Consider the following 17170-nt stretch of genomic DNA (forward strand, 5'->3'; position numbering starts at 1 on the left):
CGCATAACGGCATTATTGTTTCGCAAACACCGTTCAACAGGATTTATCTCTTCATGCAGGCACTACAACGTAAAATTCTCCGCACAATCTGCCCCGATCAGAAGGGTCTCATCGCGCGAATCACTAACATTTGCTATAAACACGAACTCAATATTGTTCAGAACAACGAATTTGTCGATCATCGTACCGGCCGCTTCTTTATGCGTACCGAGCTTGAAGGCATTTTTAACGACACCACGCTGATGGCCGACCTGGACAGCGCGCTGCCGGAAGGCTCAATTCGCGAACTGACACCAGCGGGCCGTCGTCGCATTGTTATTCTGGTCACCAAAGAAGCCCACTGCCTGGGCGATTTGCTGATGAAATCTACCTATGGCGGCCTGGACGTAGAAATCGCAGCCGTCATCGGCAATCACGAAACCCTGCGTACCTTAGTGGAGCGTTTTGATATTCCGTTCCAGTTAGTCAGCCACGAAGGGATGACGCGCGAAGAGCACGACATGCAAATGGCTGATGCCATCGAAGCGCATAAACCAGACTACGTCGTGCTGGCAAAATACATGCGCGTATTGACGCCTGAGTTTGTCGCCCGCTTCCCGAACCAGATAATTAACATCCACCACTCGTTCCTGCCGGCGTTTATCGGCGCACGTCCGTATCATCAGGCGTACGAACGCGGCGTGAAGATTATCGGCGCTACCGCGCATTACGTTAATGATAATCTGGACGAAGGCCCAATCATCATGCAAGACGTGATTCACGTCGACCACACCTACACCGCCGACGACATGATGCGTGCCGGGCGTGACGTAGAGAAGAATGTGCTAAGCCGGGCCCTCTACGAAGTGCTGGCACAGCGCGTCTTCGTTTACGGTAACCGCACGATTATTCTCTAATCACCCGGAAAATGAATTGGTTAGCTTTGCGGCGCTCAGCGTAAAAAAGCGGCAAACGATTCATTTTCCTAAAGTGAATGCTTTACAGCGGCGCTTCATTTGATATGATGCGCCCCGCTTCCACAGCGAAGCAGGCCAATAATAAGCATTACCCCGTGGTGGGGTTCCCGAGCGGCCAAAGGGAGCAGACTGTAAATCTGCCGTCATCGACTTCGAAGGTTCGAATCCTTCCCCCACCACCATTATTCACCACAGCGATGTGGTAATACCGATGAGATGAGACAAAGTTTTCGCTTATCGGGAAGGGTGAGAATCTTCGACCAAGGTTCGAATCGAGCGAAAGCGAGATAACGCTGCTAAAGCAGCGGCCCGAAGGGTGAGGAGTGAAGCGACAAATAATCCTTCCCCCACCACCATCTCAAAATTCAAAGCATTACCCCTGGCGGGGTTCCCGAGCGGCCAAAGGGAGCAGACTGTAAATCTGCCGTCATCGACTTCGAAGGTTCGAATCCTTCCCCCGCCACCATCTTCCAGAACAAATCTCAACGTCAAAACTTGCACAATCTTCCAGATCCCCGTTGGGGAAGGACGAGAAGCTTCGACGAAGGTTCGACTCACGCCAGTGAGAACGCACTTGTGCGGTCATCCTTCCCCCGCCACCATCTTCCAAAAAAAATCCCAACTTTAAAACTCGCACAATCTTCCAGATCCCCGTTGGGGAAGGACGAGAAACTTCGACTAAGGTTCGACTCACGCCTGTGAGAACGCGCTTGCGCGGTCATCCTTCCCCCGCCACCATCTTCCAGAACAAATCTCAACGTCAAAACTTGCACAATCTTCCAGATCCCCGTTGGGGAAGGACGAGAAGCTTCGACTCATGCCTGTGAGAACGCGCTTGCGCGGTCATCCTCCTCCTACTTCAGATTCCCCCTTCATTCGTAGCGCTTTCGGCCCCACCCGGAACTGCGTTATGCTATTTCCGTATTCATTCAGAGGAAATAAAATGCCTGATATAAACACCTTCAATCACTGCATGGCCTCTTTCTGGCCTCAGCATCAGGCCGGGTTGTATCACTTTCTGTTAGCCAAAACTGCCGATCCGGACAAAGCGGCAGACCTGCTGCAGGAACTTTTTTTAAAGGCCCGGGCTAACGCCGGAACATTCTGCGAGATGGATTATCCCTTAGCCTGGCTCTATCGTGCCGCGAGAAACCTGCTGATTGACGAACATCGTCAGGCAAAAACATTCGTTGAAGTCCCTGAGTCACTGACTCCTGAACCCTCTCTGGCTGAGCCGGTTTCTTCCCTGGCACAATGCCTGCCGGAAACGCTCCAGTCCCTTCCCGCCGGTGAAGCCTGGCTTATTGAGCAATGCGATATTTATCGCCGCCCGCAGCAGGACGTTGCCGACGAACTCAAACTGACGCTGACCGCCCTGAAATCCAGACTGCTGCGCGCCAGATCAAGCCTGAAGCAAAAGCTGATTGATCTGTGTGAAATCGAAGCGGATGAGCACTCCCCCGTCTGCTGCCATAAAAAAATGCATTAATTTTTGCATCTTTTTCTTTCCTCGTTCGTTTACCTCAATACCACACTTTGTGGCTTACTTTTGAGGCAAACAACATGTCCAGAATTGAAATTTATGAAGCAGCCGGCTGCTGCGCGACCAGCAGCGTAAACGTCCAGCAAGCCGACCTGCAGTGGAGCGCCGATCTCGACTGGGCGAAGCAAAACGGTATCGCTATTCAGCGGTACAATCTGGCTAAAAATCCCGCCAGCTTTATCAATAACCCCACCGTGAAGAATCTCCTGAATGAGTCTGGCTCCAGCGTGCTGCCGGTTGTGCTGGTCGATGGGGTATTAGCCCTGGCAGGTAAACGTCCGAACCGCGTGGATCTGGCCCGCTGGGCAAACATCCCCTTCACCCAGGACTGGGAACAACACAGCACTGAACCCGGCTGCTGCACCATCCCCCGTCTGCCTTAACTCATCTCAGGAGCACATCATGGCAATGTCTTTCTTAACCGACATCCCTCAGTTTATTTTCTTCACCGGCAAAGGCGGCGTGGGCAAAACCTCTCTGGCCTGCGCTACGGCAGTCCGCCTGGCTGACAGCGGGAAACGTACGCTGCTGGTGAGCACCGACCCGGCGTCTAACGTAGGGCAGGTATTCAATCAGCAGATCGGACATCGAATCGTGGCCGTGGAGCAAGTATCGGGCCTGGATGCGATGGAAGTCGATCCGCTTGCTGCCGCACAGGCTTACCGTGACAGGGTTCTTAATCCGGTGCGGGATCAAATGCCGGCGGACGTCGTAAGCAGCATAGAGGAGCAGCTTTCCGGCTCCTGCACGACCGAAATAGCCGCCTTTGACGAGTTCACTGCGCTATTGACCAGCGAAGCATTACGCGAGAAATATCAGCATATTGTGTTCGACACTGCCCCCACCGGCCACACTATCCGCATGCTTGAACTACCGGGCGCATGGAGCGGTTATCTGGACGCTAACCCGGACGCCGCCGCTAATCTTGGCCCGCTGGTTGGGCTTGAAAAACAGCAGCATCAATATGCAAATGCTGTCACCGCCCTGGCAGATGAAAACCTGACGCGTCTGGTGTTGGTGGCCCGCGCGCAAACCTCCACGCTGAAAGAGGTTTCACACACCCACGACGAACTTTCTCAACTGGGTTTGAAGCATCAGCACCTCGCCATTAACGGCGTGCTGACGCCACAGCCGGATGAGCACGATCCGCTGGCGCAAAGTATTCTGACACGGGAAGAAAAAGCGCTAGCGGCCATGCCTGAAAATCTGCTGCAGCTCCCGCAAACCCGGCTACCGCTAAAATCATTCAACCTGGTGGGAGTTAATGCCCTGAGAGCGCTGCTTAACCCCAGTGATGAACAGCCCTCATACACCGATATCCCGGCACAGACAACTGCGCCAGCGCTGCCCCCGCTTTCCACTCTGGTAGAAGAATTAAGTCTCTCGGGGAAAGGCCTGGTGATGACGATGGGCAAAGGCGGCGTAGGAAAAACCACGCTTGCTGCTTCGCTGGCCGTCGCATTGGCCAGTCGTGGACATAACGTTCATCTGACAACGTCCGACCCGGCGGCGCATCTCTCTTATACGCTTGCCGATGCCATGCCCGGCCTGACGGTGAGCCGAATTGATCCCAAAGCAGAAACCGAGCGCTACCGCCGTTTTGTGATGGACAATCAGGGCAAAGATCTTGATGACGCCGGGCGAGCCGTGCTGGAAGAGGATCTGCGTTCCCCTTGCACCGAGGAAATTGCGGTGTTCCAGGCGTTCTCCCGTATCATCAAAGAGGCGGATGACCATTTTGTGATTATGGACACCGCGCCCACCGGGCACACACTTTTGCTGCTGGATGCCTCAGGTAACTACCACAAAGAGATGGTGCGTCAGATGGGCAATACTGAAGAGCGTTATCTCACACCGATGATGCAGCTGCAGGACCCGGAGCAAACCAAAGTGATTATCGTCACGCTGGCGGAAACAACCCCGATGCTGGAGGCGGTTAATCTGCAAAACGATCTGCGACGGGCCGCAATTGAGCCCTGGGCGTGGATTATCAACAACAGCCTCGCCGCCGCGCAGCCCTCGTCTCCACTGCTGAAGGCCAGAGCCAGCAGAGAAATACCAATTATTCAGGAAATTCAGAACGAACATGCCAGACGCATAGCCCTCACGCCGCTTCAGCCTGAAGAACCGGTGGGCATCGAACGACTGAAGAAACTGAGTGGGATAAACTAAACCTAAAAAAAGCGGACTCAGGTAGCCTGAGTCCGTAGGATTTACATCACGGCATTTATGACAAAGAAGCCGACCGCGGTCATTAGCAGTGAACCCAGCACATGAGCGAAAACAGACGCCATCGCCCAGGCATAATTTCCCCCCTGCAGCAGCGAAAATAACTCAACAGAAAAGGTTGAGAAGGTACTCATACCGCCGCACAGGCCAGTAGTGATCAGCAGTTTCCACATAGGGTCCAGATGCGGCTGGCGCAGAAAGAAAGCCAACGCGCCACCGATAATCAGCCCGGCCAACAGGTTGACCGCCAGCGTGCCGAGGGGCAAATGAGGGAAAAGGCCATTCAGACGTAACGCAAGGAGCCAGCGAATCACACACCCAGCTGAGCCGCCAACAATAACTGCAAACAGTGGTTTAACCATATTTCCCTCAAAAAGATCTAAACGATACGGTGTTGTTAAATAAGAACTTTGCTTTTAGCTTTTATGAATAAAAGCGCCACGCCCGGCAAAATGTGCATCGGCGCCTGGCGCCTGTTCAATTCGCATCAGCTGATTATATTTTTCTACCCTTTCGCCCCGACAAGGCGCGCCGGTTTTCAGGTGCCCCGCACGCAGGGCAACCGTCATGTCGGCAATAAAGCTGTCCGTCGTTTCACCGCTGCGGTGCGAAATAAACGTTCCCCAGCCGTGCTGCTGGCAAAGTGCCACCGCGTCAAAGGTTTCGCTCAGGGTACCTATCTGGTTCAGCTTGATCAGCGCCGCGTTAGCCAGATTTTCTTCTATGCCACGCCGGATGTATTTCACGTTAGTCACGAAGAGATCGTCGCCCACCAGCTCGACCCTGTTGCCCAATTTTTGGTTCAGGTGTTTCCAGCCTGCCCAGTCATTCTCGGCCAACCCATCTTCAAGCAGCACAATCGGAAACTGATTCAGCAGCTCGGCATAATAGCCCGTCATCTCTTCGGCGCTAAGCGTGCTTTTTTCCGTTCTTAAGTGGTATTTACCCTCTGTATAGAATTCGCTGGAGGCGGGATCGATACAGATGCTGATATCTTCCCCAGGCCGGTAGCCGGCTTTCTCAATCGCCTGCACGATAAACTGCAAAGGTTGTTTATTAGAGGACACCGCCGGGGCAAATCCGCCTTCGTCGCCCACGGCTGCAGAAAGATTGTTATCCAGCAGGATCTGGCGAAGGGCCTGGTAGACTTCGCTCCCCTGGCGCACGGCTTCGGTCAGACTGCCCGCCCCATGCGGCGCAATCATAAACTCCTGAAAATCCGCCCCCTGCCCACGGGCATGCACCCCGCCGTTAACAATATTCATGCAGGGAACCGGCAAGAGATTTGCCCTCAGCCCGCCGAGATAACGAAACAGCGGCTGGCCGGTCACCTGAGCGGCAAGTCGCGCCACGGCCAGAGACACGCCGAGAATGGCATTGGCCCCCAACCGCGCCTTATTTTCCGTGCCGTCCAGCGCCAGCAGAATGTCATCTACCTCCCGCTGTTCACGGGCATCAACGCCCACAAGTGCCTGATGAATCTCAGTGTTGATTGAATGCACGGCATTCTGCACACCTTTACCGTTATAGCGTTGTTTATCGCCATCTCGTCGCTCAATGGCTTCCCTTGAACCAGTGCTGGCACCGGACGGAACCGATGCCCGGGCCATCACGCCTCCAGCGGTATAAGCATCAACTTCAACCGTGGGGTTACCACGGGAATCCAAAATTTCACGAGCAACAATTCTATCCAGCGTAAAATTCATGGTGATTACCTCATTTTTTGCCATCGATATGTTTAATCAGCACGTCAACATTCAGATGATTGACGTATTCCATCGAATCAGAAGAGATCTGCCCCAGCCAGCGATTGCGGTGCCCGGCCAGCACCAGGTCCACTCCCAGTGACGAGATGCACTTTTCAACGTCTTCAAAGCGGTTCAACGTCACCAGCTCCCGCGTTTTTACCGGCACGTTGACGGAACGCACCAGCTCGCTAAACAACGCTTTCGCCTGAATCAGGTCGGCAGATACGTTGTCATCCATTCGCGCATCGGAGACATAATTCATCTCCCGGTAGTCTTCGCTAATGTGTACCAGCGTGATTTGGACAGGCAGCACCCCGGCAAGGCGAGCGGCATGCTGGATCAGCCCCAGTCCGTCAGTCTTGCCCTGAATAAGTACGAGAACGTGGGAATAGAGACTCATAGCGGACTCCAGGCAGGGTTGAGTTGGCTTTGCAGCCAGGGGAGAAGCTGTTTTTTGCGGCTCATCATGCCGGGCATCACGCAGGGCTGCGCCCCAGGAATCAATGAAGAGGTAGAAAAATAGAGTTCGGAAAACCCGGCATTAATGTCGGTCACCATCAACACGACAAGATCGACATCGGCGTCGGCTGCATGCCGGTTCATTTCTTCCAGTAGAGCATCCAGCAGAGGAGCAAGTTGCGTGAGAGAGCATAGCTCCAGCTGCGCAATTTTTAGCCGAACACTGTTGATGTCAAAACGCTTGAGATCTTTGTGCAACAGCTCCCTCGCGCTCAGCCCGGCAATAGATGTCTTGGCCGTCAGCAAGTCGGCGATAAACTCTTCATAATCGATGCCGATGCGCCCGGCCAGTTCATCCGCTACCAGCCGATCCTCAGGCGTGGTCGTGGGCGAACGTAGTGTGACAGTGTCACTGAGCAGCGCACCGAGGAGCAAAATAGCCTCGCTGGCGGAGATCCCGGCCCGAAGTCGGGAGTCCATAAGCTGCCAGAGTACCGTGGCCGTGCTGCCCACGGGTTTAATGCACACCTCTGGCGGCAGCCGGGTTATCAGCCCGCCCAATCGGTGATGATCGATAATTCCGACAATATTGCCGGTGATAAGCGAGTCTGGCCCTTGCCCTGGCTCGTTAAAATCCACCAGCCAGATGTCTTTATTGCTCAGAGGAGACGAGAGAACCTCGGGCAGAGGAAGCCCGGCGCGGGAGAAAATCAGTTCAGTTTCACGGTTAACCTCACCGCAGCGCCACGCCTGTGCCGTCCGGCCCCGCAGCGTTAACCAGCGAGCAACCATCACGGCGCTGCAAACGGCATCGCTGTCAGGATGAAGGTGACCAATAACATGTATCATGGCTCGAGCCCTGTTAAGGGAAGCATGCAGAGCCGGGGGGGTAAACGTTGACCAGCCTGACATGCCTCTTGGATTAAAAGAGTCATACCAGGCGTCATCAGCCTCTGAACGAGGCGGTTGGGGAAGGTGGAACGCCATCACCTTGCGAAGCATTGTGAACCCTTCCCCCCAGGGTTTCAAGCGGGTTTTACGGTTTCAGGCGCTGGCCCCGTTCATCCACAACCTGCTCGCCATCTTCTTTGCTGAATGCGCCCTGCTGTGCTTCCGGCAGAATATCCAGCACGCGTTCAGAAGGACGGCAAAGTCTCGTCCCTCGCTCAGTCACCACAATCGGGCGGTTAATTAACAGCGGATACTGCACCATAAAGTCGATGAGTTGCTCATCGCTGAACTCCCCTTTCTCCAGTCCTAATGCCTCATAAGGCTCAACGTTTTTGCGCAGCAGTTCACGGGCGCCGATCGCCATGTCGGCCAGTAACCCGGCAAGCTCTTCACGGGACGGTGGCGTCTCGAGGTAATAGATAATCGTGGGCTCAGTGCCAGTGTTGCGAATCATTGCCAGCGTATTGCGGGACGTGCCGCATTCCGGGTTGTGGTAAATCGTAATGTTGCTCATAGAAGGTCACTCAGTGAGAGAAAGAAAGTCGCAGGGCAAGCGCTGCCAGCGTGACGAGCAGCACCGGCAGCGTCATCACAATGCCGGTCCGGAAGTAATAACCCCAGCTGATAGTCAGCTTCTTCTGGGCAAGCACATGCAGCCACAGCAGCGTGGCAAGGCTGCCAATTGGCGTGATCTTAGGTCCGAGATCGCAGCCGATCACATTGGCGTAAATCATCGCTTCTTTAATAACGCCGCCCGCGCTGCTGCCTTCAATCGACAAGGCACCGACCAGCACCGTGGGCATGTTGTTCATCACGGATGACAGGAAAGCGGTAATAAATCCTGTACCAAGCGTCGCCGTCCAAAGTCCATGCTGTGCCAGCATGTTAAGCAAACTGGAAAGCTGGTCAGTCAAGCCGGCGTTGCGCAGGCCATAAACCACCAGATACATCCCGAGAGAGAAAATCACAATCTGCCAGGGCGCGCCGCGCAATACTTTGCCGGTATTGATCGTCTGCCCTTTTTTTGCCACCGCCAGCAGAATCAATGCCCCTACGGCGGCTATTGCGCTGACGGGGATCCCCAGCGGTTCCAGGGCAAAAAATCCCACCAGCAGCAGGACAAGGACAACCCAGCCAGCCTTGAACGTAGCCGGATCCCTGATGGCGCTGGCCGGGGTTTTCAACCGGTCGAGGTCGTAAACCGGGGGGATCTCTTTGCGGAAAAACAGATGCAGCATGACAAGCGTGGCAGCAATTGCAGCGAGGTTCACCGGCACCATCACCGAGGCGTATTCACTGAACCCAAGCTGGAAGAAATCAGCGGAAACGATGTTCACCAGGTTAGAGACAATCAGCGGCAGGCTTGCCGTGTCGGCGATAAAGCCTGCGGCCATCACAAAGGCCAGCGTCGCGCCGGGGCTAAAGCCCAGGGCTAACAGCATGGCGATAACAATCGGCGTCAGAATCAGCGCCGCGCCATCATTGGCAAACAGCGCCGCCACGGCCGCCCCAAGCAGCACAATCCAGGTGAAAAGCAGCCGCCCACTCCCCTTTCCCCAGCGGGCAACGTGCAGCGCCGCCCATTCAAAAAATCCCGACTCATCCAACAGCAAACTGATGATAATCACTGCAATAAAGGTCGCCGTAGCGTTCCAGACAATCGCCCACACTACGGGAATATCGGTGACCTGAACTACGCCCGTCACCAATGCCAGCCCCGCGCCCAGCATCGCACTCCAGCCAATTCCCAACCCCCGCGGCTGCCAGATAACCAGTACCAGGGTGAGAAGAAATAGGGCTCCAGCTAAAAACATGTTCACTCCTGCTTCAGTACAATTACATTCATATATGAAAATACGAATATGTTTAGTTAAATTTTTTTACTGGCAAAGCGCCATAGCCCCGCTCGCCTCGATGCGTTTCAAACGCTCCAGCACTTCATGCCCCTGGCTTTGCCAGGCCTGCTCAATGACCGCCGCCGCCCACGCGGGCATATGCGGCGACAGACGATAGTAAACCCATTTCCCCTCTCTTCTGTCCTGCAGCAAACCACCCTCACGCAGCATCGCCAAATGCCGGGAAACCTTAGGCTGAGGCTGATCCAGCACGGCGGTCAACTCACAAACGCAAAGCTCGTTTTTCGCCCTCAGCAGCAGGGTAATAGAAAGCCGGGTTTCTTCCGACAGATGTTTAAAAAGCTGTAAAGGCGTCAGGGTAGTCATATTGAAATCTCTTGGATTGACGCTGCCATAGTAAAGCTCACGGCGTTAAAGTCAATCATCATATTCGAAAAAACGAATTTGTTAATAATGTAAAAAGCCCGGCATATACCGGGCTTGGGATAATTCATACCGACTAGCGGCGAGCGCGAACAATCTGGTATTTGCGCGTCAGATACTCTACCGGAGCGCTCCAGATATGCACGAGGCGCGAGAACGGGAACAGCAGGAACAGCGTCATGCCCAGTACCAGATGGACGCGGAAGATAAACGCCACGCCGTCCAGGTATTCCGAGGCACCACCGCGGAAAGTCACCACGTGCTGCGCCCAGTTCACCAGCTTCATCATTTCACTGCCATCCATATGCTGGGCGGAGAATGGAATGGTGCTCAGCCCCAGCGCACACTGGATCACCAGCAGACTAAGAATCAGGATATCGGCCCCAGTGGTAGTGGCGCGAACGCGCGGACTAAACAGGCGACGCTTCAGCAGCAGCAGGCCGCCCACCAGCGTCATCACGCCGCTGGCCCCCCCGGCAAACATGGCCATTTTCTGTTTAATTTCCAGCGGTAAAAACGCCTCATACATCCAGTGCGGCGTCAACATGCCGAGGAAGTGCCCGGCAAAAATCCCAAGAATGCCGAAATGAAACAGGTTTGACGCCAGGTTCATGCCCTTGCGATCCAGCATCTGGCTGGATGCGGCGCGCCAGGTGTACTGCCCGTAGTCATAGCGCAGCCAGCTGCCAATCAGGAACACGGCCCCGCAAAGGTACGGGTAGATGTCAAAGAAGAAGACGTTGAGAAAATGCATTATTTCCCTCCTGCTATATTCAGGTACTGCGGAGCCACCGCCCCGGCAAAACGGCGCTGGTGCGCGGTAATTTCAGTCTCTCCGCAGCTGTCATCAGCCATGAACTTCACCTGCTCTTCTTCCCACACCGCATCCAGCGCCTGAGGCGTGTCGTCGCGCGCTTCGTTAGCAATTTGCTGGCGAACGGTTTCCACGCTGACGCTGCTTTCAGAAAGAGCGATCAGCAGGTCGAACAACAGCGCATAGTCGCTCTCACGCTGCTTGAGCCGGGCGCTGAGCAAAGCGAGGATCGGCGCAATGTCCTGCAGCCCGCCCTGCGCTTCTGTCAGCGTGCGCTGGGACAGGTATTCCAGATACAACGGCAGATGATCCGGCAGCTCGTGGCTGTCTATTTCCAGCCCGGCCTGCTGATACTGGTTCATCAGGTTAACCATCGCCTGGCCGCGATCGCGCGATTCACCATGAACGTGCTCAAACAACAGCAACGAGGTGGCTCTGCCCCGGTCGAACAATTCGCTGTAGCTGGATTGCGCGTCCAGCAGCTCCCGCTGGCAGAGTGAGTCGATAAATCCATCCAGGCTAGCGCGCTGCATTTCCGTCAATGCCTCACTCTGTGCCAGCGCCTCATGCAGCTCCTGATGATGCTGCCAGAGGGCAGCATCCGGGTACTCCAGCAGGCGGGAGATAATCAGTAAGTCAATCATGGATGCGGCTCCGTTTTGCTTGAGACGTCAATGGCATCAATCCGGCGACTGTTGAACAGATTGAATTTGGTGTCGCTGCCGTGGCAACCATCGCCGAAGCTAAAGCCGCAGCCGCTGTGCTCTGGGAAAGAGTTCTCCGCCAGTTCGCGGTGGCTGGTCGGTACCACAAAACGATCTTCGTAGTTAGCGATAGCCAGGTAGCGGTACATCTCTTGCGCCTGAGCTTCGGTTAGCCCCACCTCTTCCAGCGCGCGGGTATCGATCACGCCTTCAACGGTTTCAGCACGTTTGTAGTGACGCATCGCCATCATGCGTTTCAGCGCCCGCAGCACCGGCGCAGTGTCCCCGGCAGTCAGCAGGTTGGCCAGATACTCCACCGGAATACGCAGACTTTCGACGTCAGGCAGAATGCCGGTATGCGGCAACTGGCCCGCATCGCTCGCGGACTGAATCGGCGACAGCGGCGGCACATACCAGACCATCGGCAGCGTGCGGTATTCCGGGTGCAGCGGCAGCGCCAGCTTCCAGTCCATCGCCATTTTGTACACCGGCGACTGCTGAGCCGCCGTAATGACCCCTTGCGGGATCCCATCTTTCAGCGCTTGCTCAATAACCGCCGGATCGTTCGGATCGAGGAACACGTCCAGCTGGCGCTGATACAGATCTTTCTCGTCTTCCGTGCTGGCCGCCTGTTCAATCGCATCGGCGTCATACAGCAGCACGCCGAGGTAACGAATACGCCCAACGCAGGTTTCTGAGCAGACCGTTGGCATCCCCGCTTCAATGCGCGGATAACAGAAGATGCACTTCTCGGACTTGCCGCTTTTCCAGTTGAAGTAGATTTTTTTGTACGGGCAGCCGGTGATGCACATCCGCCAGCCGCGGCATTTATCCTGATCAATCAGCACAATGCCGTCTTCTTCACGCTTGTAGATAGCGCCACTCGGACAGGTGGCGACGCAGGCCGGGTTCAGGCAGTGCTCGCACAGGCGAGGCAGGTACATCATGAAGGTGTTTTCGAACTGGCCGTACATCGCCTTTTGCATATTGACGAAGTTCTGGTCCTGCGCGCGTTTTTCAAATTCACCGCCGAGCAGCTCTTCCCAGTTCGGGCCAGCTTCGATTTTGTTCATTCGCTGGCCGGTAATCAGCGAGCGAGGCCGGGCCACGGGCTGCGCTTTGCTGCCCTCCGGCGCGGTGTGCAGGTTCTGGTAGTCGTAATCAAACGGCTCGTAATAATCATCGATCCCCGGTAAATGCGGGTTAGCGAAGATTTTACCCAGCAGCATCGCGCGGTTGCCCATGCGTGGCTGCAGCTTGCCGTTGATTTTGCGGATCCAGCCGCCCTTCCATTTCTCCTGGTTTTCCCAGTCGTTTGGATAGCCCAGGCCAGGCTTGGTTTCCACGTTGTTAAACCACGCGTATTCCGTTCCTTCGCGGCTGGTCCAGACGTTTTTGCAGGTCACCGAGCAGGTATGGCAGCCGATGCATTTGTCCAGATTCAGCACCATGCCAATTTGTGAACGAATTTTCATTTTACGCTCTCCTGTACCTGGTCATTGCCTTCGCCGTCTAACCAGTTAATTTCTTTCATCTTGCGAACCACCACGAATTCATCGCGGTTAGAGCCTACCGTGCCGTAATAGTTAAAGCTGTAGGCCAACTGGGCATAGCCACCAATCATGTGGGTTGGCTTCAGCGTGATGCGGGTGACCGAGTTATGAATGCCGCCGCGCTGGCCGGTGATTTCAGACCCAGGCAGGTTCATGATGCGTTCCTGCGCGTGGTACATCATCGTCATCCCGGCGGGAACGCGCTGGCTCACTACCGCTCGCGCCGTCAGCGCTCCGTTTTTGTTAAACACTTCAACCCAGTCGTTATCGGCGATGCCGATTTCCTTCGCGTCAGCTTCACACAGCCAGATAATCGGGCCCCCGCGCCCCAGCGTCAGCATCAACAGGTTGTCGCTGTAGGTGGAGTGGATACCCCACTTCTGGTGCGGCGTCAGGAAGTTAAGCGCTTTTTCCGGGTTGCCGTTGGACTTGTGGCCCATCATGCCCTCGACGGAGCGGGTATCAATCGGCGGACGGTACACCACCAGGCTCTCGCCAAAGTCGCGCATCCACTGATGATCCTGATAAAGCTGCTGGCGGCCGGACAGGGTGCGCCACGGGATCAGCTCGTGCACGTTGGTATAACCCGCGTTATAGGACACATGTTCGTCTTCCAGGCCAGACCAGGTCGGGCTGGAGATGATTTTGCGCGGCTGAACCTGAATGTCGCGGAAGCGAATCTTCTCTTCTTCTTTCGGCAGTGCGAGGTGCGTGTGGTCGCGGCCGGTAAATTCACCGAGCGCGGCCCAGGCTTTCACTGCCACCTGGCCGTTGGTTTCCGGCGCCAGGCTGAGTACAACCTCGGCGGCATCAATCGCCGTGTTGATCATCGGCTGGCCTTTAGCCGGACCGTCGGTCTTCACGTAATTGAGCTTGCGCAGGAACTCGACTTCTTTCTCGGTATTCCAGCTAATCCCTTTCCCGCCGTTGCCCATTTTCTCCAACAGCGGCCCGACGGAGGTAAAGCGCTCGTACGTCGCCGGATAGTCGCGCTCAACGGCAATAATGTGTGGCGCTGTTTTGCCAGGGATCAGGTCGCATTCGCCCTTTTTCCAGTCCATGACGCCATACGGCTGAGCCAGTTCGGCGGCCGAGTCGTGCTGAATCGGCAGCGTCACAACATCGGTCTCTTTGCCGAGGTGGCCGACGCAAACTTCCGAGAATTTTTTCGCGATGCCTTTGTAGATTTCCCAGTCGCTTTTCGACTCCCAGCAAGGATCGACGGCGGCGGAGAACGGGTGAATAAACGGATGCATATCCGAAGTATTCAGATCTTCTTTCTCATACCAGGTGGCTGTAGGCAGCACTATGTCGGAATAGAGACAGGTGCTCGACAGGCGGAAGTCCAGGGTGACCACCAGATCTAGCTTGCCGTCGAGGCCGTTGTCGACCCATTCCACCTCTTCCGGCATCAACCCGCCTTCCTGGCCCAGGTCTTTCCCCTGAATACCGTGCTCGGTGCCCAGCAGGTATTTGAGCATGAATTCATGCCCTTTCCCGGAAGAGCCCAACAGGTTAGAACGCCAGATAAACATGTTGCGCGGGTGGTTATAGCCGGAGTCCGGCTGCTCCGCCGCAAAGCGGATCCCGCCGGATTTGAGCTGATCCACGGTGTAATCCACCGGTGACATCCCGGCCTCTTTCGCCCGGCCAGCAATGCGCAGCGGGTTAGTGCCAAGCTGCGGCGCAGACGGCAGCCAGCCCATGCGCTCAGCGCGCACGTTGAAGTCGATCAGGTGACCGGTGTAGCGGGACTTATCCGCCAGCGGCGACAGGAACTCATCCGCCGTCACCGTCTCGTAGCGCCACTGGCTGGAGTGGTTATAGAAGTAGGAGGTGCTGTTCATGTGGCGAGGCGGGCGCTGCCAGTCGAGGGCAAACGCCAGCGGCATCCAGCCGGTCTGCGGGCGCAGTTTTTCCTGGCCAACATAGTGGCCCCAGCCGCCGCCGCTCTGCCCGATGCTGCCGCAGAAGATCAGCATATTAATCAGCCCACGGTAGGCCATATCCATGTGGAACCAGTGGTTCACGCCCGCGCCCACTATAATCATCGAGCGGCCATGGGTTTTGTCTGCGTTATCCGCGAACTCACGGGCAATACGCACGATATCCTGGCGAGGCACGCCGGTGATCTGCTCGGCCCAGGCTGGCGTATAAGCCTTCATTTCATCGTAGCTGCTGGCGCAGTTATCATCGTTCAGGCCGCGATCCAGGCCGTAGTTAGCCAGAGTGAGATCGTAAACCGTTGCCACCAGCACGCTTGAACCGTCCGCCAGCTGCAGGCGTTTAACCGGCAGCTTATGCAGCAGCACATCTTTAAGTTTGACGTTGTCGAAATGCTCGGTGCTTTCACCGCCAAAGTACGGGAAGCCCACCTCGGCAACTTCATCGTGGCTGCCCAGCAGGCTCAGGCGCAGCGCGGTTTCTTCGCCGGTGCTGCCGTCACGTTGCTCGAGGTTCCACTTACCTTTATCTCCCCAGCGGAAGCCGATTGATCCGTTCGGTGCGATCAGTTCGCCGGACTGGTCAGCCAGCGCCACGGTTTTCCACTGCGGATTATTTTCCTGGCCTAGGCTGTCGACCAGGTCTGCCGCACGCAGCAAATTCGCCGGGGCATAGAAACCGTCACGCGCTTCCAGCGTCACCAGCATCGGCATATCGGTGTAGCGACGAACGTAGTCGGTGAAGTACTGGCTTGGTTTGTCGAGGTGGAACTCCCGCAGCATAACGTGGCCCATCGCCATCGCCATCGCCGCATCCGTTCCCTGCTTCGGTGCCAGCCACTGGTCGCATAGCTTGGAGATTTCCGCATAGTCCGGCGTGACGGCTACCGTTTTGGTGCCTTTATAGCGAACTTCGGTGAAGAAGTGGGCGTCAGGGGTACGCGTCTGCGGGACGTTAGAGCCCCAGGCGATGATGTAGCCGGCGTTGTACCAGTCTGCGGACTCAGGTACGTCAGTCTGCTCGCCCCAGGTTTGCGGAGACGCTGGCGGCAGGTCGCAGTACCAGTCATAGAAGCTCATGCAGGTGCCGCCGATAAGCGACAGATAGCGGGTGCCTGCGGCGTAAGAAACCATCGACATGGCCGGGATCGGCGAGAAGCCGGTGATGCGGTCCGGGCCGTAGGTTTTTGCGGTGTAGACGTTCGCCGCAGCGATCAGCTCGTTAACCTCTTCCCAGGACGAACGAACAAATCCCCCGCGGCCACGGGCCTGTTTATAGCTTTTTGCTTTGTCAGGATCGTTGATGATCGATGCCCAGGCTTCAACCGGATCGTTATGCTGCGTCTTCGCTTCACGCCACAGCTTGATCAGGCGTTTACGCATCTGCGGGTACTTCAGACGGTTGGCGCTGTAGAGATACCATGAGTAGCTTGCGCCACGCGGGCAGCCGCGAGGCTCATGGTTCGGCATATCCGGGCGGGTACGCGGGTAGTCAGTTTGCTGGGTTTCCCAGGTCACCAGGCCGCTTTTGACATAAATTTTCCAGCTGCAGGAGCCGGTACAGTTCACGCCATGCGTGGAGCGCACCACTTTGTCGTGCTGCCAACGCTGGCGATACCCTTCTTCCCAGTCGCGATTGGTATCGAGTAGCTGGCCGTGTCCATTGGCAAAGGTTTCGCCCTTCTGCCTGAAATAACGAAACCGGTCGAGGAACTTGCTCATCGGGATACTCCTGATGTGGAGCCTGGTGGCTCTTCTGGTGAAATCGACATTGCTTGATGCCCGAGACGGTAACGCCTCGAAAGAAGGGGATTTTTGATAACGATCAACTGCTCCTGGTGTGGTTTTTAGCCTCCCGGCGGCCACTACCACCAAAGTGTAACCCTCACAAAACCTCTAACCAGCTGAATATAAATACAAAAAACCAAAAACTTATCGATGAGGGGTTAGAGATAAGCCAGGTTCAGGTATTAAGGGGTAGACGGCGAATT

The 17170-nt window shown here is 55.8% G+C and carries 15 protein-coding genes, 2 tRNA genes, 1 other RNA gene and 1 riboswitch; of the genes, 7 read left to right on the top strand and 11 right to left on the bottom strand.

Annotation, left to right across the window (positions count from 1 at the left end; genetic code table 11):
- The first annotated feature begins 53 nt into the window (after window positions 1-53).
- From purU to arsA, 7 genes are all read left to right on the top strand, one after another.
- Window positions 54-896, top strand: a complete 843-nt coding sequence (gene purU, locus LH23_RS18115; RefSeq protein WP_039294166.1) for a formyltetrahydrofolate deformylase — start codon at window positions 54-56, stop codon at window positions 894-896.
- 157 nt (window positions 897-1053) lie between these two features.
- A tRNA-Tyr gene (locus LH23_RS18120) sits at window positions 1054-1138 on the top strand.
- A gap of 43 nt (window positions 1139-1181) precedes the next feature.
- Window positions 1182-1312: non-coding RNA, RtT sRNA (locus LH23_RS23615), on the top strand.
- A 25-nt stretch (window positions 1313-1337) separates the two neighbouring features.
- A tRNA-Tyr gene (locus LH23_RS18125) sits at window positions 1338-1422 on the top strand.
- Between the two features lie 477 nt (window positions 1423-1899).
- The gene (locus LH23_RS18130; RefSeq protein ID WP_039294167.1) at window positions 1900-2445 is read left to right on the top strand and encodes a sigma-70 family RNA polymerase sigma factor; all 546 of its coding nucleotides are present in this window, start codon (window positions 1900-1902) and stop codon (window positions 2443-2445) included.
- Window positions 2446-2519: 74 nt separating this feature from the next.
- On the top strand, window positions 2520-2882 hold the full coding sequence (locus tag LH23_RS18135) for an arsenic metallochaperone ArsD family protein (protein WP_039294171.1): 363 nt from the start codon (window positions 2520-2522) through the stop codon (window positions 2880-2882).
- Window positions 2883-2901: 19 nt separating this feature from the next.
- Window positions 2902-4671 carry an arsenical pump-driving ATPase gene (arsA, locus tag LH23_RS18140; RefSeq protein WP_039294174.1) on the top strand — a complete coding sequence of 590 codons (1770 nt, stop codon included), beginning with the start codon at window positions 2902-2904 and terminating at the stop codon, window positions 4669-4671.
- A gap of 41 nt (window positions 4672-4712) precedes the next feature.
- Here arsA and crcB read toward each other — a convergent pair whose 3' ends face one another.
- The 11 genes from crcB to LH23_RS18195 form a co-directional block, all read right to left on the bottom strand.
- A complete protein-coding gene (gene crcB / locus LH23_RS18145; protein ID WP_039294176.1) occupies window positions 4713-5090 on the bottom strand; it encodes a fluoride efflux transporter CrcB in 378 nt (125 codons plus the stop codon).
- A gap of 54 nt (window positions 5091-5144) precedes the next feature.
- Entirely contained in the window at window positions 5145-6434 is a 1290-nt protein-coding gene (gene eno, locus LH23_RS18150) for a phosphopyruvate hydratase (RefSeq protein ID WP_039294179.1), read from the bottom strand.
- Between the two features lie 10 nt (window positions 6435-6444).
- Window positions 6445-6876, bottom strand: coding sequence for a universal stress protein (locus tag LH23_RS18155; RefSeq protein WP_039294180.1), 432 nt, complete (start codon window positions 6874-6876; stop codon window positions 6445-6447).
- Complete coding sequence (locus LH23_RS18160; protein WP_039294182.1) at window positions 6873-7784, bottom strand: DHHA2 domain-containing protein; 912 nt, start codon at window positions 7782-7784, stop codon at window positions 6873-6875. Before LH23_RS18160 ends, LH23_RS18155 begins: the two co-directional genes overlap by 4 nt.
- 81 nt (window positions 7785-7865) lie before the next feature.
- Window positions 7866-7935: riboswitch (Fluoride riboswitch) on the bottom strand.
- Between the two features lie 36 nt (window positions 7936-7971).
- Window positions 7972-8400 carry a glutaredoxin-dependent arsenate reductase gene (gene arsC, locus LH23_RS18165; RefSeq protein ID WP_039294185.1) on the bottom strand — a complete coding sequence of 143 codons (429 nt, stop codon included), beginning with the start codon at window positions 8398-8400 and terminating at the stop codon, window positions 7972-7974.
- Window positions 8401-8410: 10 nt separating this feature from the next.
- Complete coding sequence (locus LH23_RS18170) at window positions 8411-9700, bottom strand: arsenic transporter (RefSeq protein WP_039294187.1); 1290 nt, start codon at window positions 9698-9700, stop codon at window positions 8411-8413.
- A gap of 66 nt (window positions 9701-9766) precedes the next feature.
- Window positions 9767-10108, bottom strand: coding sequence for a metalloregulator ArsR/SmtB family transcription factor (locus tag LH23_RS18175; protein WP_039294190.1), 342 nt, complete (start codon window positions 10106-10108; stop codon window positions 9767-9769).
- 133 nt (window positions 10109-10241) lie between these two features.
- Window positions 10242-10919, bottom strand: coding sequence for a respiratory nitrate reductase subunit gamma (gene narI / locus LH23_RS18180; protein WP_039294193.1), 678 nt, complete (start codon window positions 10917-10919; stop codon window positions 10242-10244).
- Window positions 10919-11623, bottom strand: coding sequence for a nitrate reductase molybdenum cofactor assembly chaperone (gene narJ / locus LH23_RS18185; protein WP_039294195.1), 705 nt, complete (start codon window positions 11621-11623; stop codon window positions 10919-10921). Before narJ ends, narI begins: the two co-directional genes overlap by 1 nt.
- The gene (narH, locus tag LH23_RS18190; protein ID WP_039294198.1) at window positions 11620-13158 is read right to left on the bottom strand and encodes a nitrate reductase subunit beta; all 1539 of its coding nucleotides are present in this window, start codon (window positions 13156-13158) and stop codon (window positions 11620-11622) included. The genes narJ and narH overlap by 4 nt, the downstream gene beginning before the upstream one ends.
- Window positions 13155-16901: a nitrate reductase subunit alpha gene (locus tag LH23_RS18195; protein WP_039294201.1), complete on the bottom strand. Its 3747-nt coding sequence runs from the start codon at window positions 16899-16901 to the stop codon at window positions 13155-13157. Before LH23_RS18195 ends, narH begins: the two co-directional genes overlap by 4 nt.
- Between the last annotated feature and the right edge of the window lie 269 nt (window positions 16902-17170).

The organism is Cedecea neteri, from assembly GCF_000758305.1.
Classification (GTDB): Bacteria; Pseudomonadota; Gammaproteobacteria; order Enterobacterales; family Enterobacteriaceae; genus Cedecea; species Cedecea neteri_C.